This window comes from Exiguobacterium sp. s129, from assembly GCF_018617585.1.
Classification (GTDB): domain Bacteria; phylum Bacillota; class Bacilli; order Exiguobacteriales; family Exiguobacteriaceae; genus Exiguobacterium; species Exiguobacterium aestuarii_A.
This window is the reverse complement of record NZ_JACSKL010000001.1, coordinates 461,759-488,298: the sequence shown is the minus strand read 5'-3', so window position 1 is coordinate 488,298 and position 26,540 is coordinate 461,759. Positions and strand designations below refer to the sequence as shown.

The 26,540-nt window shown below is 48.8% G+C and carries 34 protein-coding genes and 1 riboswitch; of the genes, 25 read left to right on the top strand and 9 right to left on the bottom strand.

All coding sequences use genetic code 11. The annotated features are described in order from the left end of the window. The 11 genes from glmS to KNO92_RS02395 form a co-directional block, all read left to right on the top strand. Positions 1-1,068 (top strand): glutamine--fructose-6-phosphate transaminase (isomerizing) (gene glmS, locus KNO92_RS02445; protein ID WP_214759977.1); only part of this gene is annotated, 1,068 nt, incomplete at its 5' end. Between the two features lie 141 nt (positions 1,069-1,209). Continuing rightward, a complete protein-coding gene (locus KNO92_RS02440) occupies positions 1,210-1,773 on the top strand; it encodes a YdhK family protein (RefSeq protein ID WP_214695098.1) in 564 nt (187 codons plus the stop codon). 114 nt (positions 1,774-1,887) lie between these two features. Continuing rightward, on the top strand, positions 1,888-2,367 hold the full coding sequence (locus tag KNO92_RS02435) for a DUF2975 domain-containing protein (protein ID WP_214695096.1): 480 nt from the start codon (positions 1,888-1,890) through the stop codon (positions 2,365-2,367). Positions 2,368-2,376: 9 nt separating this feature from the next. After that, positions 2,377-2,595 carry a helix-turn-helix domain-containing protein gene (locus KNO92_RS02430; protein ID WP_012727632.1) on the top strand — a complete coding sequence of 73 codons (219 nt, stop codon included), beginning with the start codon at positions 2,377-2,379 and terminating at the stop codon, positions 2,593-2,595. Positions 2,596-2,679: 84 nt separating this feature from the next. Continuing rightward, the gene (locus KNO92_RS02425; RefSeq protein WP_214759975.1) at positions 2,680-3,366 is read left to right on the top strand and encodes a DUF975 family protein; all 687 of its coding nucleotides are present in this window, start codon (positions 2,680-2,682) and stop codon (positions 3,364-3,366) included. 69 nt (positions 3,367-3,435) lie between these two features. After that, on the top strand, positions 3,436-4,377 hold the full coding sequence (locus KNO92_RS02420) for an NAD(P)/FAD-dependent oxidoreductase (RefSeq protein ID WP_214695093.1): 942 nt from the start codon (positions 3,436-3,438) through the stop codon (positions 4,375-4,377). Positions 4,378-4,447: 70 nt separating this feature from the next. After that, positions 4,448-4,921: a YfbM family protein gene (locus KNO92_RS02415; protein WP_214695084.1), complete on the top strand. Its 474-nt coding sequence runs from the start codon at positions 4,448-4,450 to the stop codon at positions 4,919-4,921. Between the two features lie 111 nt (positions 4,922-5,032). Further along, complete coding sequence (locus tag KNO92_RS02410; RefSeq protein WP_214695082.1) at positions 5,033-5,476, top strand: MarR family winged helix-turn-helix transcriptional regulator; 444 nt, start codon at positions 5,033-5,035, stop codon at positions 5,474-5,476. 3 nt (positions 5,477-5,479) lie between these two features. Further along, positions 5,480-8,134: an MMPL family transporter gene (locus tag KNO92_RS02405; RefSeq protein ID WP_214695080.1), complete on the top strand. Its 2,655-nt coding sequence runs from the start codon at positions 5,480-5,482 to the stop codon at positions 8,132-8,134. 103 nt (positions 8,135-8,237) lie between these two features. Next, positions 8,238-8,522 (top strand): putative quinol monooxygenase, encoded by a 285-nt coding sequence (locus KNO92_RS02400; RefSeq protein ID WP_214695078.1) that lies wholly within the window; start codon positions 8,238-8,240, stop codon positions 8,520-8,522. A gap of 14 nt (positions 8,523-8,536) precedes the next feature. Further along, positions 8,537-9,421, top strand: a complete 885-nt coding sequence (locus KNO92_RS02395; protein WP_214695076.1) for a VOC family protein — start codon at positions 8,537-8,539, stop codon at positions 9,419-9,421. A 35-nt stretch (positions 9,422-9,456) separates the two neighbouring features. On the opposite strand, the gene KNO92_RS02390 is transcribed toward KNO92_RS02395, so the two are convergent. The 3 genes from KNO92_RS02390 to KNO92_RS02380 all read right to left on the bottom strand — a co-directional run bounded on the left by KNO92_RS02390 (position 9,457) and on the right by KNO92_RS02380 (position 12,108). Next, positions 9,457-11,274, bottom strand: a complete 1,818-nt coding sequence (locus tag KNO92_RS02390; RefSeq protein WP_214759972.1) for an LTA synthase family protein — start codon at positions 11,272-11,274, stop codon at positions 9,457-9,459. 88 nt (positions 11,275-11,362) lie between these two features. Beyond that, the gene (locus KNO92_RS02385; RefSeq protein ID WP_214759970.1) at positions 11,363-11,761 is read right to left on the bottom strand and encodes a VOC family protein; all 399 of its coding nucleotides are present in this window, start codon (positions 11,759-11,761) and stop codon (positions 11,363-11,365) included. Further along, complete coding sequence (locus KNO92_RS02380) at positions 11,761-12,108, bottom strand: VOC family protein (protein ID WP_214759968.1); 348 nt, start codon at positions 12,106-12,108, stop codon at positions 11,761-11,763. The genes KNO92_RS02385 and KNO92_RS02380 overlap by 1 nt, the downstream gene beginning before the upstream one ends. A 194-nt stretch (positions 12,109-12,302) precedes the next feature. On the opposite strand from KNO92_RS02380, the gene KNO92_RS02375 reads away from it, so the two are divergent. Further along, complete coding sequence (locus KNO92_RS02375; RefSeq protein ID WP_214759966.1) at positions 12,303-12,779, top strand: GNAT family N-acetyltransferase; 477 nt, start codon at positions 12,303-12,305, stop codon at positions 12,777-12,779. Here the strand turns inward: KNO92_RS02375 and KNO92_RS02370 are convergent. From KNO92_RS02370 to KNO92_RS02355, 4 genes are all read right to left on the bottom strand, one after another. Then, on the bottom strand, positions 12,774-13,037 hold the full coding sequence (locus tag KNO92_RS02370; RefSeq protein ID WP_214759965.1) for a hypothetical protein: 264 nt from the start codon (positions 13,035-13,037) through the stop codon (positions 12,774-12,776). The two genes, KNO92_RS02375 and KNO92_RS02370, sit on opposite strands and share 6 nt — an antisense overlap. A 60-nt stretch (positions 13,038-13,097) precedes the next feature. Beyond that, positions 13,098-13,583 (bottom strand): energy coupling factor transporter S component ThiW, encoded by a 486-nt coding sequence (gene thiW / locus KNO92_RS02365; protein ID WP_214759964.1) that lies wholly within the window; start codon positions 13,581-13,583, stop codon positions 13,098-13,100. 67 nt (positions 13,584-13,650) lie between these two features. Next, positions 13,651-13,748, bottom strand: a riboswitch (TPP riboswitch). A gap of 50 nt (positions 13,749-13,798) precedes the next feature. Continuing rightward, positions 13,799-14,539: a hypothetical protein gene (locus KNO92_RS02360; protein WP_214759963.1), complete on the bottom strand. Its 741-nt coding sequence runs from the start codon at positions 14,537-14,539 to the stop codon at positions 13,799-13,801. Positions 14,540-14,612: 73 nt separating this feature from the next. Next, a complete protein-coding gene (locus KNO92_RS02355) occupies positions 14,613-15,305 on the bottom strand; it encodes a hypothetical protein (protein WP_214695059.1) in 693 nt (230 codons plus the stop codon). Between the two features lie 93 nt (positions 15,306-15,398). On the opposite strand from KNO92_RS02355, the gene KNO92_RS02350 reads away from it, so the two are divergent. From KNO92_RS02350 to KNO92_RS02295, 12 genes are all read left to right on the top strand, one after another. After that, positions 15,399-16,319, top strand: a complete 921-nt coding sequence (locus KNO92_RS02350) for an AAA family ATPase (protein ID WP_214759961.1) — start codon at positions 15,399-15,401, stop codon at positions 16,317-16,319. A gap of 2 nt (positions 16,320-16,321) precedes the next feature. Continuing rightward, positions 16,322-17,374 (top strand): DUF58 domain-containing protein, encoded by a 1,053-nt coding sequence (locus KNO92_RS02345; RefSeq protein ID WP_214695056.1) that lies wholly within the window; start codon positions 16,322-16,324, stop codon positions 17,372-17,374. Between the two features lie 64 nt (positions 17,375-17,438). Beyond that, the gene (locus KNO92_RS02340; protein WP_214695054.1) at positions 17,439-17,978 is read left to right on the top strand and encodes a ribonuclease FAU-1 family protein; all 540 of its coding nucleotides are present in this window, start codon (positions 17,439-17,441) and stop codon (positions 17,976-17,978) included. Positions 17,979-18,028: 50 nt separating this feature from the next. Further along, a complete protein-coding gene (locus KNO92_RS02335; RefSeq protein WP_214695052.1) occupies positions 18,029-19,159 on the top strand; it encodes a tetratricopeptide repeat protein in 1,131 nt (376 codons plus the stop codon). 11 nt (positions 19,160-19,170) lie between these two features. After that, positions 19,171-19,602 carry a GNAT family N-acetyltransferase gene (locus KNO92_RS02330; RefSeq protein WP_214695051.1) on the top strand — a complete coding sequence of 144 codons (432 nt, stop codon included), beginning with the start codon at positions 19,171-19,173 and terminating at the stop codon, positions 19,600-19,602. Between the two features lie 132 nt (positions 19,603-19,734). Beyond that, positions 19,735-20,178: a MarR family winged helix-turn-helix transcriptional regulator gene (locus KNO92_RS02325; protein WP_214695049.1), complete on the top strand. Its 444-nt coding sequence runs from the start codon at positions 19,735-19,737 to the stop codon at positions 20,176-20,178. Positions 20,179-20,205: 27 nt separating this feature from the next. Further along, entirely contained in the window at positions 20,206-21,198 is a 993-nt protein-coding gene (locus KNO92_RS02320; protein ID WP_214695048.1) for a ring-cleaving dioxygenase, read from the top strand. Then, positions 21,195-21,824, top strand: coding sequence for an NADPH-dependent FMN reductase (locus tag KNO92_RS02315; protein ID WP_483297445.1), 630 nt, complete (start codon positions 21,195-21,197; stop codon positions 21,822-21,824). The genes KNO92_RS02320 and KNO92_RS02315 overlap by 4 nt, the downstream gene beginning before the upstream one ends. 97 nt (positions 21,825-21,921) lie before the next feature. After that, a complete protein-coding gene (locus KNO92_RS02310; protein WP_214695044.1) occupies positions 21,922-22,401 on the top strand; it encodes a hypothetical protein in 480 nt (159 codons plus the stop codon). Between the two features lie 40 nt (positions 22,402-22,441). Beyond that, on the top strand, positions 22,442-23,509 hold the full coding sequence (locus KNO92_RS02305; RefSeq protein WP_214695042.1) for a saccharopine dehydrogenase family protein: 1,068 nt from the start codon (positions 22,442-22,444) through the stop codon (positions 23,507-23,509). After that, positions 23,506-24,003 (top strand): NUDIX hydrolase, encoded by a 498-nt coding sequence (locus KNO92_RS02300; RefSeq protein ID WP_214695040.1) that lies wholly within the window; start codon positions 23,506-23,508, stop codon positions 24,001-24,003. The genes KNO92_RS02305 and KNO92_RS02300 overlap by 4 nt, the downstream gene beginning before the upstream one ends. A gap of 39 nt (positions 24,004-24,042) precedes the next feature. Beyond that, positions 24,043-24,837 (top strand): GNAT family N-acetyltransferase, encoded by a 795-nt coding sequence (locus KNO92_RS02295; protein ID WP_214695039.1) that lies wholly within the window; start codon positions 24,043-24,045, stop codon positions 24,835-24,837. A 37-nt stretch (positions 24,838-24,874) separates the two neighbouring features. Here the strand turns inward: KNO92_RS02295 and KNO92_RS02290 are convergent, their stop codons facing one another. Next, entirely contained in the window at positions 24,875-25,660 is a 786-nt protein-coding gene (locus tag KNO92_RS02290) for an SDR family oxidoreductase (RefSeq protein WP_214695037.1), read from the bottom strand. Between the two features lie 73 nt (positions 25,661-25,733). Continuing rightward, complete coding sequence (locus tag KNO92_RS02285; RefSeq protein ID WP_214695035.1) at positions 25,734-26,048, bottom strand: hypothetical protein; 315 nt, start codon at positions 26,046-26,048, stop codon at positions 25,734-25,736. Between the two features lie 144 nt (positions 26,049-26,192). On the opposite strand from KNO92_RS02285, the gene KNO92_RS02280 reads away from it, so the two are divergent. Next, entirely contained in the window at positions 26,193-26,501 is a 309-nt protein-coding gene (locus KNO92_RS02280) for a hypothetical protein (RefSeq protein WP_214695033.1), read from the top strand. Positions 26,502-26,540 lie beyond the last annotated feature (39 nt).

The following is a 26,540-nucleotide window of genomic DNA, read 5'->3' as shown; positions in this document are numbered from 1 at the left end:
GGCACGTACGCGCACTACATGTTGAAGGAGATGGACGAGCAGCCGGCCGTCATCCGCAACATCATCCAGCACTACCAGAACGAGAACGGCGACATCGAACTCACGGACGGCGTGCGTGAACTCGTCTCGGAAGCAGACCGCGTCTATATCGTCGCGTGTGGTACAAGTTACCACGCTGGTCTTGTTGGGAAGCAATTGATCGAGCGCGTCGCAGGTGTACCGACTGAAGTACACGTCGCGTCAGAGTTCGGTTACAACATGCCACTTTTGACAGAGAAGCCACTCTTCCTCTTCATCTCACAATCAGGTGAGACAGCGGACAGCCGTGCCGTTCTCGTCGAAGTGAAAAAGCTTGGCCATAAAGCGCTCACGTTAACAAACGTAGCGGGATCGACACTCTCGCGTGAAGCGAACGAGACGATGCTCCTCCACGCAGGACCGGAGATCGCGGTCGCGTCGACGAAAGCGTACACGGCACAGATCGCCGTCCTCGCGATTCTCGCGTACGACATCGCTCGTGCGAACGGGAAGAAACTTCCGTTTGATTTGATGCAAGAGCTCGCACTCGTTGCAACAACGATGGACTCGATTATGGCACAAAAAGAAATCTTTGAAGAGCTTGCTGATAAGTTCTTGAAAGAATCACGTAACGCATTCTTCCTCGGACGTGGATTGGATTCATATGTAGGTCTTGAAGGCGCATTGAAGCTCAAAGAGATCTCATACATCCAAGCAGAAGGATACCCAGGTGGGGAACTCAAACACGGACCGATCGCGTTGATTGAAGATGGGACACCGGTCATCACGCTTGTGTCTCAACCGAACACACACCTCAACATTCGTGGAAACATCAAAGAAGTTGTGGCGCGTGGTGCAGTAGCTTGTACGATTTCAATGGAAGGCATGGAGCATGAAAACGATGCATTCGTTCTTCCACGTGTTGAACCACTTCTCACGCCACTCGTGACGGTTCTTCCACTTCAACTCATCTCGTACTATGCGGCACTTGCCCGCGACTGTGATGTCGACAAGCCACGTAACTTGGCGAAGTCTGTAACAGTTGAATAATCTTCCATGGCCAGAATCTTTCGGGATTTTGGCCTTTTTTGTTTCAGTCAGTTAACAAATCATCGGAACGTTCTCAAAAATGTCTGTTTCCCCGATAGAGCGGGTACACTCAACGTGAGTATGAATAAAAGGAGAGATTCGATGAAACAGAAGAAATGGATGACGGGCTTAGGTGTCATCGTGCTCGCTACATCGTTAGCCGCATGCGGGGATACGGCGGACGATACATCGATGGAGATGTCAGAAGAACAAAGCATGGATCATTCGGCAATGGACCACTCGGGGTCTGGAGAGATACCAGACGGACTGATGGAAACGAATGATCCGACATATCCGGTCGGGTCGACAGCGATGATGACAGCGGATCATATGCCGGGGATGGAAGGTGTCGAAGCCACGATTGTCGGTGCGTATGATACGACTGTATACGCAGTCAGTTATACACCGACGACAGGCGGTGATCCGGTACAGAATCACAAATGGGTGATTCATGAGGAGCTCGAGAATCCGGGCGACACGCCATTAGCAGAAGGTGAACAAGTCGTTTTGGCCGCTGATCACATGGAGGGCATGGATGGCGCAGAAGCGACAATTGATATGGCTGAAGAGACGACGGTTTATATGGTGGATTACACGACGGAAGATGGAGAAGAGGTCACAAACCATAAATGGGTGACCGAAAGTGAACTAGAAGCGATGAAATGAATGAAGTAGACCTCGAGTACATCTCGAGGTCTATTTTTTTCGATAAATATTTATTGATAAACGATAAATAAGGGCGTATGATAAAGGAAATAAAATGAGTGAGGTGTATGACAGGTGAAACGAGAAACCGTCTTCTTGAAACTATCGGTGATTGTCTTAGCCATTCCGATTCTTGCAGCCTGTATCTTTTTACTTCCGTTTCTTTGGCGAGACGCAACCGAGAGCGGGGGATGGATTGCGAATTCGATGCGTCCGATTGTCGTGGGGATGTATGTGGCAGCAGTCCCATATTTCATAGCTCTGTTCCAGACGTTTACCTTGCTAGGATTGATTGATCGGAATGAGGCGTTCTCCTATGGAGCGGTGAAAGTACTTCGAGTGATCAAGTATTGTGCATTGACCATCACGGTCATCTATACGGCGTTGCTTCCCTTCTTCTATTGGTTCGCCGAACGCGATGATTCCCCAGGTTTCTTCGTTCTAGGGTTCATCTTCGTGTTCGCGGCATTTGTCATCGCCGTCTTTGCTGAGTTGTTACAGAAATTATTAAAGCGAGCCATTGATATGAAACAAGAAATCGATTTGACGGTCTGAGGTGAGAACATGGCGATGATTGTGAATCTAGATGTGATGTTAGCGAAGCGGAAAATGAGTGTGACAGAACTATCGGAGCGGGTCGGGATCACCATGGCAAACTTGTCGATTTTAAAGAATGGAAAAGCGAAAGCGATTCGTTTTTCGACGCTCGAAGCGATTTGTGAAGCGCTCGACTGTCAACCGGGGGACATACTAGAATATCGAGCGGACGAACGAGCAGAGTGAATCTCTGCTTTTTTTGTGTGAACATGAAACGTATTTGAACGATATAGCGTATATAAGATAAATCATTCAGAGGGAGACTAGAAAATGGTTCAAACATGGACAGAACGGACCCATGAAGCCTTAAAAGGAAAAATCGGAAAACTTATCGGTTGGTCTTTTGCAATGGCGATTTTAGTGGAATTGTGGCTTATGATAGATCCAACGTATTACGGAATCCAACACAGTTCTACTATTCTTATGACGATTAGTGTGATTGGACTCATCCTGTATGTGATGTCTTTACCAATGTATATCGGATACAATTGGGTCATTTTAGATACGGTGCGAAATAAGGAATTGCACTTTCAAAATGTATTTAAACCGTTCCGAAAGGGCTACCGCTTAAATTTGGCCACGTTCCTACTCACGATTCTTTTCCAACTATTATGGGGACTGCTTCTAATCGTTCCAGGAATCATAAAGTATTTTTCTTATGCATTCACTTTCTTTATATTGCGAGATGAGCCTCATTTGTCCCCTATAGAAGCGATTACAAAATCTCGTGGGATGATGCGTGGACAGAAATGGGAAGCATTTAAATTAATCTTGCCAATGATTCCGGTCTTTCTGACGGGTCTCACGTTAAGTATTGTTTTCAAATTACCGATTCTGTCATCCTGGTCTCTATTGGTTGCAACTTCACTTGTTCGTCCGTTGGTAGTTGCGCGTTTCGCTGTTATGTATGAAGATTCGCGTCGGGCGTACGACGAACAATGGAACAAACCAGCCTGAAGCATATCAAATAGAGGTTGAAAGGAATGAGCATGCTACAATCTTCATGAAGGAAAGGGGAAATGCTGAATGAAGATTGGAATCATTGGGGCTGGTCTGAGCGGAATCATCGCAGCGCGTGAACTCGCACGTCGAGGTAATACGGTTGAATTGATCGAAAAGAGCCAAAGCGTCGGGGGACGTTTGGCAACTCGCCGAATCGGTGACGGACAAGCGGATCACGGGGCCGTCTATTTCACCGTACGTGGGGAAGAGCTCAAACGCGAGGTACAGTCGTGGATGAGTGCGAACTGGGTGCGTGTCTGGTACGCGGACCCTTATCCGCGATACGTGGGGACAAAAGGGATGAATGGACTTGCAAAGCATTTGGCAGAAGGATTGACGGTACACTTGAATGAGCATGTGGAGTACGTCCATATGGAGGAGGGTGGCGCCGTTACCGTAAAGACTGACGTGACGGAACGTTCATACGACCAAATCGTGATGACGGCACCGCTTTCGCAATCGTTCGAATTACTCGGGAGTTTAGTTGATCAGGTTGAACCTTCCTTGCGACGTCTCGTGTATGCGCCGACGTTCGTCGGTCTTTTCGAATGTACAGGTGGTGTACAGATTGGGGAAGATGGGATTCTCGATTATGACCTGACACCTGGATTGTTGAAGGTGATCAATAATCAGCAAAAAGGAATTACTGCGACCTCGCTCATCAGCGTCTATATGGAAGAAGCGTGGAGTGAGGAGTGGTATGAGCGACCGGAAGAGGAGACACTTGTAGAGATTGAGCGGTTATTCCGAGAGGAAGTTGGCGATATCGACATCGTGTCACGGCAATTGAAACGGTGGCGCTATGCGCAAGCGAAAGACGTGTGGCATGAACCGTTTTATCGGGTAAGCCATCATCCCATCTATTTAGCTGGCGATATCTTTCTTGAAGCGGATGATCCATCCGGACGTACTCGATTTGAGAGTGCCTATTTATCTGGTCTACGTGTCGCCAAGGCAATCGTTTAAACCTTCTACGGAAGGTTTTTTCGTTTTGATGACGAATAGACAGACAAACGAACTGGAGAGGGGCACTCATATGGGGATGATTGGAACTTACTTGCGAGTAACAGATGATGAGTTGGCGCGGTTACTTGATGAACCTGATTATTTCGAGGAATTGTACACGTACGAGGAAAGACAATCGGATATCGATAAAGCGTGGCACGGACTGTACTTTTTGCTGACCGGAGAAGCGGACTTGGACGACATTGATCGTCACTCCCTCGGTAGAACGATTTTCGGCGGAATGGTAATCGAAGAGGAGACAGGGACGGCCTATTTGACTTCATCAGAAGTGAAAGACTTAGCGACCCGACTTCACTATATTGAACGAGATGCCCTTGAATCACGTTATGAGGCGACGAGGATGAATGCGCATGAACTTTACCCATTCGAGAGAGGGTGGGGAAGTGAGGAGAAGCAATACTTGCTCGAACAGTTCGAGGAATTGAAAGCGATTTTTTCATCCGCGTCACAAAAGCAAGAAGGGTTGATTACATGGATCGGATAAAATACGACTGATATGTTGCGCCGATAGGATTCTCCTTATCGGTCTTTTTATTTGACGTCATTTAGTTTAGGGCATAAACTATAACCATCTAGTTTAGGGGGTAAACTAAAAATGAAAGCATTGATGCGCGAAGCCGTGCAGTTATTTGAAGAAGTGATGTTCCATGGGACGGAACATGTTATCGAAGCGATGGAAGGGGATGTCTGGCGTGAGTATTCGCGTGAACAACTCCAACTGTTGAAGTTGCTTGATCAATTTGGACCGACCCCTGCTGGGCAATTGGCACAAAAGCAAGGTGTCCATAAAAGTGCGGTCTCGAATCGACTCAAAAAACTGGTCGAAAAAGAACTTGTCACGAGTCGACGTGGCAAGGATCAGCGCGAACGTTTGATTGAATTGACCTCAGAAGGAAAGCGGCTCGTCGAGGAAGTGGACGGTGCCGTCTATCGATATGTAGAATCCCTCATCGATGGAGAAGTAGACGAAATTGAAATTGAGCAATTTGTCCGGACGTTCCGGAAAATAAAACAATTGCTCCGAATCGGGGAGGAATAATACGTGCATAAAATCATTCAATGGCGTTGGGGAATCCTCATTTCCCTCATCGTATTGACGGCGGTACTATTTGTCGTAGCGCCGAACTTAACAAAGCAAGCAGAAGAAGCTGGTAGTTTTCAGCTAGCGGACGATATGGACTCTCAGCGTGCACAAGCGATTTTAGATGAGGCCGGGAAAAGTGATAAAACCATCTCGTTCGTCTACGAGTTCGAGTCGATTGGCGAAACCGAGCGAACGGATGTCGCTCGTGTCATCGAAGAGCTTAGACAGAATGAAACGGTCGTGACGGATGTTCTCGATCCGTTTGAAAGTGAGGAGACAGAGGCACAGCTCGTCTCAGAAGACGGACGCATCGTCCTCGTCCCGATCACGGTCGAAGGTACGACAGAAGAAATCAATGCGTTTGCTGATGATGTCCGTGAAAACGTGCTTCCTCAAGAGGAAACAGTATATATCACTGGGGAAGAAATCATTAACAATGATGTGAACTTGAGTGCCCAAGAAGGATTGAAAAAGACGGAAATCATCACGGTCGTATTGATTTTTGGATTGTTGCTCCTCGTGTTCCGTTCTATCGTGACACCGTTCATTCCACTCATCGCGGTCGGCTTCACGTATTTATTGAGCCAATCGTTTGTCGCGTTCTTTGTGGATTGGTTCGGATTCCCGGTATCGAACTACACACAAATATTCCTCGTGGCCATCTTGTTCGGGATTGGGACAGACTACTGTATCCTACTTCTTAGCCGTTACAAAGAGGAGCTGAGTGCGGGGCATGCGATTGAAGACGCAATCGTCAACACATATAAGACGGCAGGACGGACGGTCTTGATCAGTGGGCTCGCGGTCTTCGTCGGTTTTGCGGCCATCGGATTTGCAGATTTTCCGATCTTCAAATCAGCCGTCGCCGTCGCAGTCGGGATTGCGGTGTTACTGTTGATTCTCTTCACGGTCGTCCCATTCTTTATGGCGACGCTCAAGCAACGACTGTTCTGGCCATCGAAGAAAGCAGGCGAGCATCATGATAGCAAGCTCTGGGCTGGATTGAGTCGATTGTCGGTCAATCGCCCGTTCGTATCGATTTTGGTCGTTGGATTGATTACGGTGCCAGTCCTGTTCACGTATGACGATGCCCGTTCGTTCAATACGGTCGATGAGATTGGAGACGGGTACGATTCGGTTCGTGGATTGAATTTGATTTCAGAAGGGTTCGGTCAAGGGGAATCCCTTCCGGTACAAATCATTTTGAAACAAGATCAAGCCATTATAGAATCGGAAGTTCCGTACATTGAAATGTTCGCAAGTGAGCTCGAAAAAGTCGATGGAGTGAGCGGTGTGCGTGCGCTCACACGCCCGACTGGTGAAGTCATCGACGATTTCTATGTCGACACGCAACTCGGTGAACTCAGTGAAGGCTTGTCTGACGCACAGACGGGTCTCGGTGATGTCCAGGCCGGATTAGATGAAATTGAGCAAGGGCTGAACGCGGTCGTCGGACAATTGCCAAGCGGTTCAACCGATGCAGGGGCGCCACTTACTGAAGCAGCAGCTGGGCTGAATCAGTTGAATGGTCAGCTTGGACTCATTGGCCAAGGATTGACAGCGACTCAAAACATCCCTGCTGCAGTCGGACAGCTCGGTCAAGTGTCGGCAGGGCTCACACAAATCGAATCGGGCATCAGTGAAGCCGCCTCCGCATTGAATGCGCAAGGGTCTCAGGTTGGTGAACTTAGCACCGGACTATCGCAACTCGCGACAGGTGTTGGCGAAGCGAACGACGGATTAGGACAAATCGAGTCGGGCCTTGGCGAAGCGGTTTCGTTCTTGCAACAGTTGAGTGAAGCAGATTCGCTCCGTGAGACAGGTGTCTATCTTCCTGAAGGGACACTCACATCAGATGAGTTCTCCCCTGCCGTCGAACGCTATGTCTTTGATGAAGAGACAGCGACTCAGCTCGAGGTGATACTGGAGATGGATCCATACTCACCAGAAGCGATTGATGTCGTCGAGACGATTAAAGAGACGATGGATCGCTCTGTTAAGGGGACACCATATGCAGATGCGACCATCGGATACGCAGGTATCTCAAGCATCAACAGCGATTTGAATGAAACGTCAACGAACGACTTCAATCGGACGGTAGCCATCATGCTCGTGACGTTGTTCATCGTCTTGACGGCATTGTTCCGCTCGATGATCATGCCGCTCTATATGATTGCTTCGCTTCTCTTGACGTACTATACGTCAGCAGCGATCACAGAGCTGATCTTTGTGGAAGGTCTTGGCTATGACGGAATCAGCTGGGCCGTTCCGTTCTTCGGATTCGTCATGTTGATTGCACTTGGAATCGACTATTCCATCTTCCTACTGGATCGATTCCGGGAAGAGACAATCAATGGGAAGACGGTCCGTGATGCGCTCGTCTATTCGATGACGAAGATGGGTACCGTCATTATGACCGCCGCAGTCATTCTAGCCGGGACGTTCGGCGCCATGATTCCGTCAGGCGTGCTCAGTCTCGTTCAGATTGCGACCATCGTCATTACTGGTCTGTTGCTATACGGATTGATTGTATTGCCACTCTTGATTCCAGCCATTACGATTTCGTTCGGTGACGGTGTTTGGTGGCCGTTCCGACAAAAGAAAAAGTCATAAACAGAAACGGATGTCTCGTACGATGAGATATCCGTTTTTTGGGATAGATTGCGGTAGATTCGGGAACAGAAAGGCAGGTCCATTATCGAAGGAGGAATACTGTATGGAAATCGTCATTACTGCAATCTTGAAAGCCCATCCTGGTAAAGAAGAAGCGTTACGTGAGGCATTGCATCGTGTGATTCCACCGTCACGAGCGGAAGACGGATGTCTTGCGTACGTTCTTCACGAAGCAATCGATGCACCAGGAACGTTTGTCTTCTATGAAAAGTACAAAGACGAAGAGGCGCTCGATCACCACATCCATTCGTCGCATTATCAGGCATATCGTGACGAAGCCGGGGAGCTTCTCGCCGTGCGTGACGTCTATCGTTTGCATGAAGTCTGAAAGGAGACTTTCTCTTGATTACGCAACCTGTGATCCCGTGTATTTGGTTTGAGGGGAACGTCGAGGAAATCGCCGAGTTGTATGTATCCATCTTTCCAGATTCGTTTGTCGACTATACGACGAAATTTTCAAGCTCGCCAGCGGGCGAGACGACGATTGTGACGTTATCACTTGCTGGACAGTTCTTTCAGTTACTCGGGGGAGGTACCACAAAAGAACGAAATCCGTCCGTTTCTTATATGGTATCCCTCCCGACGACAGAAGAAATCAATGCGCTGTGGGAACGATTATCTGACGGAGCGGAAATCTTGATTCCATTAGATACGTACGACTTCAGCCAGCGTTATGGGTGGTTGAAGGACCGCTACGGGGTTTCTTGGCAAGTCATGCATGATGGGGGGATGGACATTCAGCTCGTGACGCCATGCCTCTTGTTTGTCCAGGAAGCATTCGGTCGCGCCGAGGCGGCGATGAATGATTGGATTTCCATTTTCAAAGATTCGTATGTACTGGACGGACATACGGTACGATACACGGAAGAAGATGGCGACGAGCTCGACGGGAAAATCAACTATGCCCGTTTCGTCTTATCCGGTCGAGAATTTGTCGTGATGGACAGTAATGAAAATCATATGTTTTCATTTGATGAAACACAGTCGCTCATCGCTTTTTGTGAGACACAAGACGAAGTCGATACGTACTGGCAGCGGTTATCGGCTGTACCGGAAGCAGAGGAATGCGGTTGGCTGAAAGATCGATACGGCGTCTCGTGGCAAATCATTCCGTGGGAAATGGAAGAGATGATGACGGTCGGTTCGCAAGAGCAGATTGAACAAGTCGTACAGGCGTGTCTGCCCATGAAAAAACTCGATATCGCGACGTTGCGTAAAGCCTATTAAACAAACCTCCCGAGACAAATAGCTCGGGAGGTTTTTCATGGACTCATTTGTGAGAGGGCATCCTTCTCTATGATGGTATCCGAGAGACGGAGCTGACTGGCCGCACGGTCGATATATGGAGCGCATCGATCGAATGCGACCGGTTCTTCCGTCTCGACGGAATAGCACGTGCCGTTACCTGCTCGTTCGGTCAAGTCTGGTTCATAGTAATGGTCTTCATATCGGAAAGCGCCCGTCCGAAAGACGGTCAAATTCGGCGTATCATTCAAGAGAGAGTCGCCAAGCATATATGCCGGAGAGATCCCAAGTACATCAAGAATCGTCGGTGCGATATCGATTTGACCGCCACTTGCCTCCATGACTTCTCCTGTCATCAATCCAGGTGGTTTGATGAAGAGAGGGACAGCACGGTCGAGTTGGAATGCGTCAACCGTTGAGTCCACTTCTTCGATGGTAGCCATTTCTTCTCCAGGTGCCGTCAGACCGCTATCGTGGTCACCATACATGACGAGAAGCGTCTCATCCCACAGCCCATCTTGTTTCAATCGTTCGATGAACTGACCGACCGCCGCATCGACGAAATGAACGGTATGGTAATAGTTTTCGAGAAGCGGGTCCTCAATTTCCGACAGGTCCAATCGCTTCTCGTCCTCCGGAATGTCGTACGGTGTATGGCTCGTCAATGCGACTAAAAACGCATAAAACGGTTCATCCAACTCTTCCATGAATCCGACGGACGTATTCAAGAATTCCTGGTCGTTGAGTGCCATCCCGATGATGCCTTGGTCGGGGTAGTCTTTGTCGCTAAAGAAATGATTGAACCCGATGTTCTCATAAAAATCATCCCGATTCCAAAAGTCTTTACGGAAGGAGTGCATGGCTGCCGTATCGTAGCCTGCCTCGTTCAAGGACTGTGAGAGCGCGCTAAATTGATTTCCCGGGAAACGTGTGTACACCGAACCGGATTTGACAGGGTAGAGTGACGTGTTGACGATGAACTCCGCATCGGATGTCCGCCCCTCATGCGTCTGATGATACACGTTCGGGAAGTAAAGCATGTCACGTCGCAATCGATTTAAGTTCGGTGTCAATTCCTGTCCATTGATGCGTTGATCGATGACGGAAGTTTGGAACGATTCGAGTTGTAGCACGATGACGTTCGTATCCGGACTCGGGGCACTTAATTCCTGATAAGAGAGTGCTTGGATTTGAGAACGCTCCTCGTCTGTCAGGGCTTCGTTCCATCCCATGGCACGTTCGACGCCTCGGGCGACATCCATCGCGTGATAGCCCCAAAAACCGAGATGATAATATTCACGCATATTCGAGATTGGGTCGTCTGCGATCCATTTTTCCCCGCGCTGATAACTGAGGGTGAGTGGAATCGTGAAGAGAAGAAATCCGAGAGTGAAGCCGGCGAGCGCCAATCGTCTTCCGTTCCGCTTCGCTTCACGGACAGGATGCCGTTTGATGTAACGTAAAATTAAACCGTAAATGATGAGGTCGATGAAGAAGAACGCATCAATCGGGCGGATGAGCGTCAAGAAGCCACCCCCGACATCTCCCATCTGTCCGATATCAGACAGTAAGGCGACAGATAATAAGTCTTCAAAATAGCGATAGTACCAGACGTCCGAGACGAGTAGGGTACTATGCAGGAATAGAGAAACGTATAAAATCCATCGGCGGATCGGATAAGACACGGCAAGTGCCCAGCTTGTCAGGAGTAGAATCGTCGCCAAATTGATGAGGAAAAACGAGAAGTCGAACGCCGTCGCGGTCAACCAGCTAAAAAAGAAAAGCTTTGCCAGGGAGAGTGACAAGTAGCTCCAATAATCGAGATATTTGATCATGAACAACACATCCTTTTCATACCCATTCCCGATGAGGTGAGTGAGGGAAACGTGAAGATGTGTCCAACAAAAAAAGAGGCACGGGGCCTCAGTTAATCAGAAACGTATCGCGCAATTCGATGATGGTTCCTTCCGGTGCTTTTAGTTTACTTAAATGACCGTCGACGACGAAGTAGATGTTGCCACCGTGCTTCGGCAAGAACGTGACACCGAGCTGTTCGAGTCGAGCGACTTCCGCTTCGAGATCAGCCACATAGAGGGCGAAATGGACGGGACCGGCCGCATGTTTCGAATAGTCTTGTAACGTTTCATCGACTTTGGCGGTCTGGAGCTCGATATAAAAATCCCCGAGTTTGAGCCAACTATTGAAGTCACGTGTGTGGAAGTTTGGCGATTCTTGGACGAGCTCAAAACCGAGCGCTTCGTAAAATGACTTTGATGCGGCATAATCTGGGGTTTGGATACAGATATGGTGAATTTGTTTCATTAAGACTTTCCTTTCGTTTGTAGGTCGTTCACGCGATTGCGGTGGAACGGGGAAGTCATATCTTCCGAGATAAGACTGATCGTATGGCCATCCGGGTCCACTACGTCAAAACAGGACATGCCTCCGAAATCGTGAAGCGGTGTCGCAATCAACCCTGCTTGTTCGAACGATTGATACGCGAACTGGATGTCTTCACAAATGACGTTGAAATAGACATGGGCTTGTCCTGACGCATCTTTGAACGTTGCGGCTTGCGGTGACGAGGTCTGGATCAATCCGAGCTGAGTCGAACCGGTCTGGTAGACACAAACCGATGCCTCCTTCCCAACGACCAATTTCTTGAGCATCAAAATAAGTGGTATACCAGTGTAGGGACTGTTCTACATCTGATACGGGAATGAAGATACTTCCGATTCGGAACATATGATAACCTCCTTTTCTCTTATTAGTGTAGCGAATGCATGCTTTCGAAGATACGGGGGAAGAAACTTCTTACGGGAGAAAGCGTATGAAAGAGAGAGAAAATCAATGAGGTGAAAGCATGAAAGAAAATGAAATCACGATTCAACCGGTTGATGCAGTCAATCGAGAGGCGGTCATCGCCCTGACAGTGGACGAGAAACAATCTCGATTCATCGAGACGAATGCCGAATCGCTTCGAGAGATGATTGAGGATACGAAATACAATTGGCAGAGCTTTGCATTTTATGAAGGCGAGCGAGCGGTTGGCTTTATGATGGTCGGAGCGGAGAATCAGTCAGAACGTTACGTGTGGCTCGACCGTTTCATGATTGATCAAAACGAACAGGGGAAAGGCGTTGGAACGAAGTGCCTACGCATGGCAGTGGAATTCATCCAGACACAATACGACGTGGATGATATCATCCTGAGCCTCCATCAAGAGAATGAAGCTGCGAAACAATTTTATGCGAAGAACGGGTTTATCGACAGCGGCTTGATCGATGAATCGAATGGCGAAGCAATCTGGGTCTATCACACAAAAACCCGACCGTCATAAGTCGGTCGGATTCTCGGATGGACTTGTTGTCTTTGTAGCATTCATGCCCATCGAAAAGAGAACGAAAGCGGCAAAAAAGAACAGGGGAACGAACCAGTTGTTTAGAAACGGATCGACAAACGTCGGTTCTTCCGGCCATCTCCCTGTTGAGATTTGGGCGTTCCAACGGGTATAGAGTGCGATGCGTTCGAGTGTGTATAAGAGTCCGGATAAAAACAACAAAATACCACCCGCTACAAGTTGATTGAAACGTGACATAAAACCCCTCCTCTATAGATGTTGTCTATAGTTTACCATTTTCATCCAATGAAGGGGCGTTTATTTGAGTGTGCTCGGTCGCAACTGTTTGACACGTGATAAGACGAGCCAACCGAGAAGCGCGCCTGTCAAACTAGAGGCAAGGAACGCTGGGGCGAAGAAGAAGGCACCGAACGTCGAACCCATCAACAGTTTCGCATACGGGACGGCAATCAACGAGGCGATGACACCGGTTCCGATGATTTCTCCGAGTGCGGCAGCATAGACGCGGTTCGTGCGAACGAAGAACATACCAGCAAGAAATGCACCAATCATGCCACCGGGGAATGCGAGCAGTGACCCGGTCCCGGTCATGACACGAATGAGCCCGGTCACGAAAGCGACGAGGACGGCTCCGATTGGGCCGACGGTAACTGCGGCAATCACGTTCACCATATGTTGAATCGGATAAGCGCGGGCGACACCCGTCGGAATCGAGATGAACAGGGAGCCAACGACGGCGATGGCAACAAGCATCGCCATCCAAGTGAGTTGTTGAATACGCATGAATAGTCTCCTTTCAAAAATAAAAACGCCACGTTTCCAGACGGAAAAATGGCGTGGATATACAGAGACGTATCCCAAGCCACTTCCCTACGCTGGTATGAGCCAGATCAGGTTCGAAGGGTCCGGCAATGCCGTCTCAGCCCGAAGGCTCCCCTAGTGGTCGTTTATTGATTTGAGTATAACATAGCTATCTAAAATCAGAAGGATTAATAAAATTAACCTTCATTCTTGGCTAACAGGTCCTCATAGTCCTTCTCGCTCCAAAAGAGCGGTGAGATGGATTCGGGACCTTTTAAAATTTCTCCATCCTGGTCGTATACGATGGCATATCCGTTCTCGACATCGAACACGAACAAGTCGGCAGTCACTTCGGTCACGCCATTGCCGGCGATAATCACATCGTCAATTGGCTCCCGTGCCAGTTCGACACCCGCTTCATCGAGTTCGACGAGAAGGGCTGATGTGTAGGCATGGCGGTCATAGACCGTTTGGAATTCATCCTGCGTGAGGACGACATCGGTAGGTGGGGCACTCGTTCCGAATTTTCGATTCTCTATCTCTTCGACATACTGAAGGAAAGATTCCTCTTGCCAAAAGAGTGGTGCGAGCGACTCGGAACCGTTGATCAACGTCCCGTCCTGACTGTCGAATACCGTGGCGTACGTCCCGTCATCAAGCTTGAACGGATAAATATCCGCATATGTGTGCTCGAGACCATTACCGGCGATGATGACGCGTTCAAACGTCTCGCGGAACGGTTCGATGCCTTGTTGCTCAAGCGCAGCGAGGAGCGGTTGTGTTTGTTCATATTGGTCATAGACGTCTTTAAAGTCTTCGCGCGTCCATTCAGTGATGGGTTCATCGGGTGATTCGATCGGGATCGGATTGTCTGCCACCGTATCCGTACAACCCGTCAGTAAAAGTGCACTTAATCCGAATATCGCCCATCGTCTCATGATTTCATCCCCTAAACTTACATTTTCCCCCATTTTATCATTCATGACGAAAAAGCAGAACCTGTGCACATTCTCACTCGGGGTGAGGGCGTGTTGTGTAGGAATCGAGTGTATTCTTAAAGTGGAGTGTGTCTTCTTCAGAAATCGTTACTCCTGAGGATGTGCCGTAGCGGACCGCATGATAAACGGACGGGTTCATCGGTAAATCGATGCGTTGGAACCACTCTTGCAGTGTCTCATGAGCACGCAATCGCTTGGCTGGTACGAGAGATTGGTTGAATGCGATCAGTGCATCGCGAATCGGGACGTTCGTGAACGCTGTGAGCGTCGAAACGGACGAAGCGTTTTCGTGTTGTAGCGATTCGACAAGCGGGTCTGTGTTTGAATCAACATGATCTCGTGCGCGAACCACACGTCGTTTCCGTTTTAGATAGATATAAAAGGACAGGCAACCGAGCGCAAGCAAAGCGACGAATAACCCGAGATTTCGTCGTGTGGATTCTCCAGATCCCGTGATTCCCTCAAAAAAGTTATGTTTTCCTTCTTGAGGATCCAATTCAAACGGGTAATCTGCTTTGGATTCACCAATTAAAATTCCATCATCTTCATCCGATAAGAGATCAGTCGGAGGACTATTATTTTCCTCGACCGGTATCGTTTCCGGGTTATAGAGCCACTCGAATACACTCGTCGCAATCACTATCATCGTGAACGTGCCAAGAAGTGTGGTGGCAATCAGGAGAAGAAACTTGTTCGTCCAGCGCAAGAAGACACCTCCTTTTGAATTTTCAGACTATTTGTTGTTTATCTTACCATAAAAAGGTAAAGTTTGATTAAGACAAAAAATGGAGGTCGTCATATGGGCATGGAGCAGGTCATCAAACAGTTGAACGAGGTGTATTTAGGCAAAGAGGATGTCGTACGCCTCTGTTGTACCGCGTTACTCGCGGAAGGACATATTTTGTTAGAAGATGTTCCGGGTACGGGGAAAACGTTACTTGCCAAAACGATTGCAGCTAGCTTCGACGGGGCATTTTCTCGGATTCAGTTCACGGCCGACTTGTTACCGTCTGACGTGATCGGTGCAGATTATTTCAACATGCAGACGCAGACGTTCGACCATCGACAAGGACCAATCTTTGCGAATATCGTCTTGATCGATGAAATTAACCGAGCGGTTCCACGGACGCAGTCTGCCTTGCTCGAGGCGATGGAAGAGCGGCAAGTCTCCATCGGGGGAGAGACATATCCGATGCAGAAACCATTTTTCGTCATCGCGACGCAAAACCCGATCGAATCGACCGGGACGTTCCCATTACCGGATGCCCAGCTCGATCGCTTCTTGATTTCAATTCCGGTCGGTTACCCTGATGTCGCGGAAGAACGGGAGCTCCTCTTGCAAGTCATGCGTCAAACACGGAAAACCGTGGAGGCGGTCGCGACGTTAGACAAGTTACGCTATGCCCAGGAGGAAGTGAAGCAAGTATCGATTCAAGATGACGTCCTCGATTATTTACTCGGGCTCGTCCATGCGACACGAGAACACCAATCTGTCGAGGTCGGTGTCAGTCCACGAGGAGCCATTGCGCTAATGCGGGCTTCTCAAAGTTACGCCTATCTCCACGATCGATTGTATGTCATTCCGGAAGATGTGAAAGCCGTGGCACCTTATGTATTGGCACATCGCCTGACGTTGACGCTTGAAGGAGGCATCAAATCAACGAAACAGGACATCATCCGTTACATCTTAGACACCGTTTCTGTTCCGGTCGAGGGTTGATGATGACGTTCTCGACACATAACGCTCTACAGAAACAATGGATCCCGGTCTACGGATTCGCCGGAGTGATTCTCGTATTCGTCCCGTACATGGAGATTTTCGGTTATGCGCTTTGTTTACTTTCGTGCATCGTCTGGTTCTTTGAACGGACGCGGAAACAGTTGGAACGAGCCCTTCGTCTTCATATACATACGCACGAGTCTCTTCTGTTCGTCGGGGATGAGACGGAAGTGCAGGTGATTTTAGATGGGAGTGAAACCCTCGAACGACTCGGGCTTCCGGTTCGCGTTCGTCTGAAATCCAATACAGCGCTCAGCTTTCCAGACCACGATCGCTCCCCGAATAGTTTAGATATGACGTTACGGACGGATCAGGCCCGTCACGTGCTTCGCGTTCAGGCCGAATTTCGGGGACCGGCTTATATCGAAGAGTGTGTACTCGCTGTGACGCTCCCGTTTCATCTCGGGACGTATCTTCTTGAGTGTCCCATCGAGAAACGATGGACGGTGTTGCCGTCCCTCACGTTACATCCACCGGTCGGCACGAAACGATTGGCACTCGGGGACCGTCCTTTGACCGCATCGCCTCTACGGAATCCACTTCAGGTGCTAGGTTCGAAGCCTTACGAAGGGGAACCGGTCAAGGAGATCGACTGGGTCGCGACGGCAAAACTTGGTCGGGTCCAGTCCAAAGTCTTTCAAAAGACATCCCTCGATACGTTCACGTTCGCAGTGGATTTGAGTGGGCCGTCCGGCTACACGCTTCATCATGACTTCGAGTCGATCATTAGCCAAGTCGCGTACGTGACGACCCGACTCTTAAAAGAAGAGTGTAAAGTCGAGCTGTTCATCAACCGTTTCAATGGTGAAGGGAAGATGGAGCATATCTCCCTTCAGGAAGGAGAACGAGGGACACGGATCATTCTCATGTTGCTGGCCGACCTTCATCCCGGAAACCGCTTCATCTCGACAGACGCGTTCGTCCGAATGGTTGAACGGAAACGTTTGAAACAAAGCCATCTCGTCTGGTTCAATCAGCATAACCTGTACGACTAACAAGGAACTTTCCTTCTTCTGGCGAACTGTATCATACAGAGATGACCGAAAGGGAGAGATCCATATGGCAAAACGGAAGTATGCGAATCGACGAGACTGGGAGCGAATTTTAAAGAACCGTTATGCGCAAGAACGCGTTCAGACGGAACAATTTTCAGGGGTGGTTGCCTTATTCCAAATCGATGAGGTTCGAGCGCCACTATATAAAAAACATAAAGGGGAAGAATTTATTGTGGCTGATGCCGGTTTTAGTTGGCTCCAATATTTCCCGGACAATGAACCGTTCGGTGTGACGGCGATGATCAATCCGGAAGGTGAAATCGTGCAGTGGTATATCGACCTCGTCGACCGGATCGGAGAAGAGGATGGCATCCCGTATATGGACGACTTGTTGCTCGATATTCTCGTGTTTCCGAATGGGGACATCGTCAAAAAGGATGAAGATGAGTTCGAAGAGGCGACCGAGAACGGCGAATTGACACCTGAACAAGTCGAGCGGGGATGGCGTGAGTTTGAAGCGACGCTCGAACGGATCAAACGTGGAGACTTCGTCTACTTTGATTTGGCAAAAGGACATTACGAACAGTTAAAACAAAAGCTATGAGTGGATTCACTCTCTCTGCTACAGTAAGAGCGTAGGAGGGGGAGTTTTTTATGAAAGAAATTGAAATCGAGACGTGGGCACGACGAAAACACTTTGAGTTTTTCAAAGCGTTTGACGCACCGCATGTTAACGTGACGGCGAACGTGGATGTGACAAATCTCTATACATATGCGAAAGCGAGCGATCAATCGTTCTTCAAACTCTTTTTATACGGTGCGGTGAAAGCGGCGAACGCGATTCCGGAATTGCGCTATCGGATCCGTGGTGAAGCGGTCGTCGAACACGAAGTGGTACACCCGTCGTTCACGGTCATGTTAGACGAAGATGTCTTCAACTTTTGTGCGGCCACGTTCAGTGAAGATTTACCGACGTTCTTACAGGAAGTGACGACGCGGATGGAGCAAGCTGCTGACGAAGTCGTGGTTGGGGATGACGAGCCCGACGACTTACTGTATATCACGAGTGTGCCATGGGTCACGTTCACAAGCATCATGCACCCGACGCATCAGCAACAACATGACAGCGTCCCGCGCATCGCCTGGGGCAAGTTTGAGCGTCAAGGAGAGCGTCTAAGGATGCCGTTATCCGTTCAAGCCCACCACGCACTCGTCGATGGGGTACATATCGGCAAGTATTACGAAGCGCTCCAAGCATGGTTAGACCAAGATTTCGCACAGGAGGTGACCGACGTGACAGAAGAAAATGAATTTAACCGAGCAGTACGTCTCCGTGAAGAGGGACAGCTCGAGCAGGCGAAGCAACTGTTCTTATCGCTCTTACGGAAGGATGAGAAGAATCCTAGACTTCATGCATACTGTGCATGGTGTTATGACTCGCTCGGTGAAGAACGTCAAGCGGTACCGCATTATGAGCGGGCCATCCGACTCGGGTTGACGGGAGAGGAGTTGGCCGAATCGTATCTTGGACTCGGCAGTACGTATCGGGCACTCGGTCGATACGCGGAAGCGGAACAGTTATTTGCAGAGGCAATCGAACATTTCCCGAATCATGGGGCGCTCAAAGTGTTTCAGGCGATGACCCACTATAACGTCGGCCGTCATGAAGAGGCGACGGGCGCGTTACTCGAGCTGCTTGCCAGTCCAAAACCGGATGAAAGCATCGCAAGGTACCGTCGTGCCATCGCGTTCTACGCACGGAATTTAAACGAAACGTATGAGTAAAGGAGAATGACATGATTTCATTACGTCCGATCGATGCACAAAATTGGTATACATGCTGTCACTTGGTACTGAGTGAACAACAGCAAACATACATGGAGCCGAATGCGATTTCGTTACTTCAAGCGATGTACGAACCGACGTTACGCCCACGCGCGATTTATGAGGAAGAGACGATGGTCGGCTTCCTCATGTACAATACGGAGCCGGAAGAGTTGGATGCATGGTGGATTTACCGAATCATGATCGACCACGCTCATCAAGGTAAAGGAATCGGCCGACACGCGACAGAGCTGATGCTTGAAGAAATCGGAGAGGGGAAATCAATCGTTGTCGGGTATCATCCTGAGAACGAGGCGGCCCATCACTTATACGAAAGCTTAGGATTCGTTGATGAAGGACATCGATTCGGTCGTGAGATGGCAGTGATTCGTCGAGGAGAATAAGGCGGGGGGAATCCCGTCTTATTTTTTTGAATCAAATCGATTGACGGCAAAATCATCACATGATATATTTATCTCGAATTAAAGATATTTGAATTTGAGTTAATGACTCTCTTGGACAAAGGAGGGAGACAGATGGAACCATCTGATGCATTAAAAACAATCACCGTGCTCTTGCGTGCCTCTCAGTCGTTACAGGACCTGGTGAAACAGGAAGTGGCGTCTTACGGGTTGAACGCGACCGAGTTTGCGGTTCTGGAGTTTTTATATCATAAAGGAGATCAACCGATTCAAGTCATCGGAAAGAAGATCCTCCTCTCGAGCGGGAGTATGACGTATGTCGTGGACCGGTTAGAAGAGAAAGGGTATCTCGTCCGAAAAGCTTGTCCGAGCGATCGCCGCATCACATATGCCGCGTTAACGAATGACGGAGAGCATTTGATGCAAGAAATTTTTCCGAAGCATACGGAGCATATGAATGCATTATTTGAAGGATTATCTCTGACAGAAACGATTGAACAGTTGAAACAAATTGGGAAGCGGGCAGAAGCCGCAAAAAATTTTAATCATGTATCTTGAAATCAAGATATAAAAGGAGAGAGAACGATGAACCACGTAAAAGGAATTCACCACGTCACGGCGATTACAAGTAGTGCCGAAAAAAACTATGACTTCTTCACCCATATTCTTGGAATGCGCTTAGTGAAGAAAACAGTCAACCAGGACGACATTCAAACGTATCACTTATTTTTTGCAGACGATAAAGGGAATGCCGGTACAGACATGACGTTCTTCGACTTCCCGGGTATCCCGAAAGGTAAGCACGGAACAAATGAAATCGCGAAGACGTCGTTCCGCGTGCCGACCGATGAAGCGTTGACGTATTGGGTCCGTCGCTTCGACCGTCTCGGTGTCGAACATGAAGGGATTCAAGAACAGTTTGGGAAAAAGACGCTCTCGTTCATTGATTTCGACGAACAGGCGTATCAACTCATCTCGGATGAGTTCAATGAAGGGATAGCATCAGGAGAGCCGTGGAAGAACGGTCCAATCCCGCTTGAGTACGCCATTACAGGACTCGGTCCCATCTTTATTCGAATTGCTGACATCACGTATTTCAAACAAGTGATGGAGCAAGTGATGCTATTTAAAGAGATTAGGAGAGAGAACGATGTTTATCTCTTTGAAGGAGGTGAAGGTGGAAACGGAGCGCAAGTGATCGTCATTCATGACGAGACATCTCCACAAGCGCGTCAAGGGTTCGGTACCGTGCATCACGTCGCATTCCGTGTCGAAGACCGCAGCGTCCTCGATGAATGGACAGCACGTCTCCAGCAGTTCGGTTTACCGACTTCTGGCTATGTCGACCGCTTCTTCTTTGAATCGTCTTATGCGCGTGTCGCGCCGCAAATCTTGTTTGAGTGGGCGACGGACGGACCTGGATTCATGGGAGATGAGCCGTATGAGACGGTTGGTGAGAAATTGTCACTCCCGCCGTTCCTCGAAGCGAAACGTTCGCAAATCGAGGCGATGGTACGACCAATCGATACGGTCAGAAGCACGAAAACATTTGAGAAAGAATATGAGGGCATGAAATGAGTTTCTTAAATCGTTTGTTTGGAAAATCAGATGCATCACAACATAACCAAGGAGGAACTACTATGTTAAACATCGGAATCGTACTCGGATCAACTCGTGAAGGTCGCGTCAGCCCGCAAGTCGGAGAATGGGTGAAGGAACTCGCCGACAAACGTGGCGATGCCAACTATGAAGTCATCGATATCGCAGACTACAACTTACCGCTCCTCGGTGAGCCCGGACAAGACGCATCAGGCGCAGCAGCCTGGTCGGAGAAAATTGCGCAAATGGACGGATTCATCTTCATCGTCCAAGAATACAACCATTCCATCGCAGCATCTCTTAAAAACGCACTCGACTACTTACGTCTTGAGTGGACGAATAAAGCAGCTGGAATCGTCTCATACGGTTCTGTCGGTGGAGCACGGGCGACGGAACATTTACGTGGCATCTTGAGTGAATTGTCAATCGCTCACGTACGTGTCCATCCTGCTCTCTCACTCTTCACGGACTTCGAGAACGGCACGCATTTCGCACCGAAAGATGTGCAAGCACAATCGGTTAACGACATGCTCGACCAACTCCTTCCGTGGACAGAAGCGATGCAATCGGTCCGTACAAAAGCCGCAGAAGTTGCAAACAATTAACAAATCGCGAAGCCAGCCTGAATTCAGGCTGGTTTTTGTGCGTTTTCAAGTTGATTACGCTAAAGTGGAGGAGAATGGAAAAGAAAGGAGGGGTTCGATGATGACACGAAAAATTATCGCGGCTTCCTGGACCGTACCCATCTATGCGTTTGTGTTAAGCATCGTTGAATTTTCGCAACAAACCCTTGTGGAAACTTCATTTTTGGAGAGCGTATCTGGGTTTCTTTTATTGTGTACGATTTACATGGCATATAGTTTCCCTGTCATTTTGACATATGGCGTCGTGACATCATGGTTGAGCGATTGGTTAGCGAAGCGATTCAATTCGGATCGCGTGCAGTGGTTCATTTCGTTCGCTTTACATATTTTATTTGGACTCGTCTTGTCATGGCTGAGTCTTCTCGCAGCCATTCTGTTTTTCTTCATCGATCGTCGACTGATCAATCGGATGGACGTGACGAAACGAGCTGCAATCAGAAGTGTTTTCATCCCGATCGGGTGTTTGCTTGTCGTGATGGGAAGTGTGTATCTGATTGGGGTCGTTCAAGATTTTTTCGTTCGATTCAACTCCATTTAGGGAAACGAACAAGGACAACCTTACATAAGGAGGGGTAACCATGAGATGGATGATTTACGGGGCGAATGGATATACAGGGGAACTGATTGCCCGTCAGGCCGTCAATGACGGATTGCGTCCGATTCTTGCGGGTCGCACTGGTCGTGAGATTCATCGACTCGGAGACGAGCTCGACTGCGAGACATCGATTTTCGCATTAAGTCGTGAGGCGGCAATCAAGGCGCTTCGCGATATAGATCTAGTCCTTCACTGTGCGGGTCCGTTCACGGATACGAGTCAAGTGATGATCGAGGCATGTCTGGAAACGGGTACGCATTACTTGGATATTACCGGGGAAATCGATGTGTTCGAATATGTTCATTCTAAACAACGGGCGGCTCAGGCGAAGGCACGTGGTGTCATTCTATGTTCTGGCGTTGGATTTGACGTCATCCCGACCGACTGTGTCGCACGAAAATTAAAGGAACTCTTACCCGATGCGACATCACTCGCTCTCGGATTTTCGGCGGCAGGTGGCATCTCACCAGGAACGATGAAGACAGCTGTTCGTGGACTTGGATCGAGTAGCGTGGAACGTGTGAACGGAAAGTTATCACCGTTCCCAATCGGGGCAAAACGCAGAACGATTGATTTTGGACGAGGAAGCCGCACCGCGATTGCGATTCCGTGGGGAGACGTTTCGACCGCCTACTATACGACGGAGATCCCGAATATTACGACGTGGGTGCCAGTGCCGACAGCGGCAGCCTATGTGGCACGCGCCTTGTCTTGGTTCAGTCCCATTCTTGGGAAAGTTGCTGTGCAGCAGCGATTGCTGCGTTATGTTGATGAGAACGTATCGGGACCGAATGAAGCAGAACGTGAAAAAACCTCGACGTATGTATGGGGAGAGGCGACAAATGAGGAGGGGCGCAAAATCGTCGTTCGCATCCAAACGGCGAGCACGTATGCTTTCACCGTATACGGTGCACTCGCCGTCGTCAATCGATTGCTCGGTTCCGGTCGGATGCTTGCAGGCAGTTTCACGCCGGCCATGTTGTTTGGATCACATTTCATCGAAGAGATTCAAGGTTCATCTTCTTTCACGATTGATGAGATTCGTCCATGAGCCGGGAAATGTGGGATTTACTAGACGAAAATCGGCAACCGCTCGGTCGAACGCATCTTCGTGGGGATGAACTGGATCCGAATACGTTTCACACAGTCATCGAAGTATTCACATTTGATCCGAATGGCAAATTGTTACTCTCGAAGCGTCATCCTGATAAGAAGTATCCTCTTCTTTGGGAAGGGACAGGCGGCTCGATTTTAACGGGCGAGACGAGTCGGCAAGGTGCGGTCCGTGAACTCCAAGAAGAATTAGGACTAAACGTCGACCCCGAACAGTTGCGTTTCGTGACGACAATCAAGCGCGGGACGTACTTCTTAGATGTGTATGTCTACACGAGCGAGCGGCCGATTGATGTAAATCAACTTTCCTTACAAATCGATGAAGTGGTCGATGTGAGATTAGAGGAGTGGGACACGGTGCTCGATTCTGTTGAACTCGTGCCTAATGTCAAAGAACGGTTAATCCAGTACGGTCACTTGATTCGAACGTGATATGCTACACTCAACATGAAAAGCAAGGGAGGGAACAAAGTGAAACGTTTAGAATTGGCACGACGCATCGAAAGCATTAAAGCAGAGGGAACGTCTGCTTATATTCGACACCGCAAACAAACCCCTCCCTATGAAGGTGCGGAATTACACGTAGAAGGTAAGGGGCACGTGTTCAAAATGGGGAATATGAGCTTTGCAGTCGGATTCGGACTCAATCGACCGACAAGCTTTTACGACCTGCACCAGATGGAAAAGTGGGTGCGTGGAAAAAATGTGTCCCGACTACATATCGAAGTTTGTCCGTTAGCGGACGATTCCTTACTACGCTTACTGCAAGAACGTAACTATACGCTCGATCACTTTTTAGACGTATGGACGTTAGATGTGACGCAATATGATGGACCGCCGGCTTCGAATCAAGTGGAAAAGGTACAAGATGAGACGCTCCATGAATGGGCGCACGCGATTGCGGCTGGATTTGCCGAATCTGGAACAATTCTTCAAGAGACGGTCGATACGGCGAAAGGATTTTATGCGATGCCGAGTAATCATGCTTATCTCGTTCGGGAAAAAGATGCCGTCGTAGCGGGTGGGATTCTCGCCACGCAAGACGGAATCGGGGAATTGTTTCTAACGAGTACCGTACCGTCTTACCGTCAAAAAGGCTATCAAACCCAACTCATCTTAGAACGAATCGCCGAGGCGAAAGCGCTTGGCTGTGACGTTCTGACCGTCACGACGAAGGTCGACTCAGCTTCAGGGCGAAATATGGAACGACTCGGGTTTCAACCGTTTTACCAAAAAGCGGTCATGAAAAGTCCGATTCTCAAATAAAAGTAGACCATTTCGTATGAAATGGTCTACTTTTTGATTACAAGAGAGATTCAGCACCGTCAACGTACACTTCAGAACCGGTGACGTGGCTTGACATGTTGCTCGCAAAGAATAAAACGACGTCAGCGACTTGTTTCGCAGCACCGGACTTTCCAGCAAGCGGTTGGTTGCCGAGCGGATACTCGATAGGGATGACGATTTCTTCGAGCAATGCGTCATCTCGATTGGTCGAATCATCGATATTCGTATCAATGGCTCCAGGACAAATCGAATTTACGCGAATTCCGAATTGCGCGAGCTCCGCAGCTGCCATTTTCGCAAATCCGGTCTGACCTGCTTTCGTCGTCGCATAGCCACTGAAACCAAAGTTTTTAAAGTATCGATTGCCGTTGATTGACGAGGTGATGATGATACTGCCACCATTCTCTTTCAAATGAGGAATGGCATGTTTGACGGTCAAAAACGTTCCCGTCAGATTCGTCTCCACGACACCATTCCAGTCTTCAATGGACAAGTGTTCAATTGGTGTGATGGTCCCGTTCCGTCCGGCGTTGGCGAAGACGATATCGATTTGTCCGAATCGCTCAATCGTCCGTGCATACGCTTCTTTCATTGCTGCTTCATCCGCAACATCGGCGCTGATCCCGATGGCCCGTTCCTCTCCGACGAGACTAGCGAGACGCATGGCGTCCTCTTCGTTCAAATCGAGAATGGCAACTTTCGCACCCGCTTGAATGAAACGGATGACGGCGGCACGTCCGATACCGGAGGCTGCTCCAGTGACGAGCGCTACTTTTCCAGATAGTAATTTATTTGAAATCAATCCGATCACTCCTTTATCATGACTCTTTCTCATATTCCACAGTTCTGGAAAAGTTACGCTTCATTTCAGAAAATCATGGTGATGTGACTTCAATCGTCCGTGCGATGTTCAAGTTGGACTCCGTGGGGATGACCTCGATGGTGACGAGCTGACCGCTTTGTAATCCTTGTACGCTATTGACGATGCCAGTCACTTCGGTTTGGTCGTTGATTAAAATGACGCGCAACGTGACCTCTTCTGAGGATTCAGTGGATTCAATCAATAGCTGAGGAATGTCGACCCGTTCAATTTGGCCTTCGACCACATTGTCATTCCATGTACTCATCCAATACATGACGATTAAAAAAAGACCGAGAAAGACTAGGGCAAAGGTTAACCTTGCACTCATGCGCAACCCACTCCTTCATTGTCCGGCATCGCATCTTGTCTAATTTACCTTTACCCGGAAATTCTCTCATTACTTGAAAAAATAGTAGGAATCTCAAGAAAAATGGGGAATAGAAAGAAAAACGAAAAGGTGAGGTGCGGGCGAATGTGGATGATGGTTGCGGCGCTAGGATTTGTTGCTTGTGTATGGATCGCGTTTGGTTGGTTTACAATCGGTAATGCAAGGCGACGAGTACGTGGAGGGCTCTTTTCGCTGAGTCTGACTTGTTTGTTCGCGCCACTCTTACTTGTGAAACTAGGAGAACAGTACGGATTTATCGGGGTTCAAGTAGGGCTGACCGTCTTATTTGGTTTACTAGCGGGTGCTTTTTTCTTCGTTGCGCTCGGCTGGACGGGGCGACCGACGAAAGTCCGAAAAGTAAGAACGCTATCGGAAGACCCTGATTTATTTTGAAGCCTGACTTACCACTCCTACGGTATAATGCGGTCATAA

Excerpts from the sequence above, each read along its gene's own strand:
- KNO92_RS02325 (WP_214695049.1), top strand. The coding sequence starts at position 19,735 with ATGGAACCATCTGATGCATTAAAAACAATCACCGTGCTCTTGCGTGCC.
- KNO92_RS02370 (WP_214759965.1), bottom strand. The coding sequence starts at position 13,037 with ATGTCACGTTTCAATCAACTTGTAGCGGGTGGTATTTTGTTGTTTTTA.
- KNO92_RS02420 (WP_214695093.1), top strand. The coding sequence starts at position 3,436 with ATGAAGATTGGAATCATTGGGGCTGGTCTGAGCGGAATCATCGCAGCG.
- KNO92_RS02390 (WP_214759972.1), bottom strand. The coding sequence starts at position 11,274 with ATGATCAAATATCTCGATTATTGGAGCTACTTGTCACTCTCCCTGGCA.
- KNO92_RS02340 (WP_214695054.1), top strand. The coding sequence starts at position 17,439 with ATGGCAAAACGGAAGTATGCGAATCGACGAGACTGGGAGCGAATTTTA.
- KNO92_RS02315 (WP_483297445.1), top strand. The coding sequence starts at position 21,195 with ATGAGTTTCTTAAATCGTTTGTTTGGAAAATCAGATGCATCACAACAT.
- KNO92_RS02345 (WP_214695056.1), top strand. The coding sequence starts at position 16,322 with ATGACGTTCTCGACACATAACGCTCTACAGAAACAATGGATCCCGGTC.
- KNO92_RS02310 (WP_214695044.1), top strand. The coding sequence starts at position 21,922 with ATGATGACACGAAAAATTATCGCGGCTTCCTGGACCGTACCCATCTAT.
- thiW (WP_214759964.1), bottom strand. The coding sequence starts at position 13,583 with ATGCGTATTCAACAACTCACTTGGATGGCGATGCTTGTTGCCATCGCC.
- KNO92_RS02400 (WP_214695078.1), top strand. The coding sequence starts at position 8,238 with ATGGAAATCGTCATTACTGCAATCTTGAAAGCCCATCCTGGTAAAGAA.
- KNO92_RS02335 (WP_214695052.1), top strand. The coding sequence starts at position 18,029 with ATGAAAGAAATTGAAATCGAGACGTGGGCACGACGAAAACACTTTGAG.
- KNO92_RS02440 (WP_214695098.1), top strand. The coding sequence starts at position 1,210 with ATGAAACAGAAGAAATGGATGACGGGCTTAGGTGTCATCGTGCTCGCT.
- KNO92_RS02410 (WP_214695082.1), top strand. The coding sequence starts at position 5,033 with ATGAAAGCATTGATGCGCGAAGCCGTGCAGTTATTTGAAGAAGTGATG.
- KNO92_RS02380 (WP_214759968.1), bottom strand. The coding sequence starts at position 12,108 with ATGCTCAAGAAATTGGTCGTTGGGAAGGAGGCATCGGTTTGTGTCTAC.
- KNO92_RS02305 (WP_214695042.1), top strand. The coding sequence starts at position 22,442 with ATGAGATGGATGATTTACGGGGCGAATGGATATACAGGGGAACTGATT.
- KNO92_RS02360 (WP_214759963.1), bottom strand. The coding sequence starts at position 14,539 with ATGAGACGATGGGCGATATTCGGATTAAGTGCACTTTTACTGACGGGT.
- KNO92_RS02350 (WP_214759961.1), top strand. The coding sequence starts at position 15,399 with ATGGGCATGGAGCAGGTCATCAAACAGTTGAACGAGGTGTATTTAGGC.
- KNO92_RS02285 (WP_214695035.1), bottom strand. The coding sequence starts at position 26,048 with ATGAGTGCAAGGTTAACCTTTGCCCTAGTCTTTCTCGGTCTTTTTTTA.
- KNO92_RS02300 (WP_214695040.1), top strand. The coding sequence starts at position 23,506 with ATGAGCCGGGAAATGTGGGATTTACTAGACGAAAATCGGCAACCGCTC.
- KNO92_RS02330 (WP_214695051.1), top strand. The coding sequence starts at position 19,171 with ATGATTTCATTACGTCCGATCGATGCACAAAATTGGTATACATGCTGT.
- KNO92_RS02280 (WP_214695033.1), top strand. The coding sequence starts at position 26,193 with ATGTGGATGATGGTTGCGGCGCTAGGATTTGTTGCTTGTGTATGGATC.
- KNO92_RS02415 (WP_214695084.1), top strand. The coding sequence starts at position 4,448 with ATGGGGATGATTGGAACTTACTTGCGAGTAACAGATGATGAGTTGGCG.
- KNO92_RS02375 (WP_214759966.1), top strand. The coding sequence starts at position 12,303 with ATGAAAGAAAATGAAATCACGATTCAACCGGTTGATGCAGTCAATCGA.
- KNO92_RS02430 (WP_012727632.1), top strand. The coding sequence starts at position 2,377 with ATGGCGATGATTGTGAATCTAGATGTGATGTTAGCGAAGCGGAAAATG.
- KNO92_RS02320 (WP_214695048.1), top strand. The coding sequence starts at position 20,206 with ATGAACCACGTAAAAGGAATTCACCACGTCACGGCGATTACAAGTAGT.
- KNO92_RS02385 (WP_214759970.1), bottom strand. The coding sequence starts at position 11,761 with ATGAAACAAATTCACCATATCTGTATCCAAACCCCAGATTATGCCGCA.
- KNO92_RS02425 (WP_214759975.1), top strand. The coding sequence starts at position 2,680 with ATGGTTCAAACATGGACAGAACGGACCCATGAAGCCTTAAAAGGAAAA.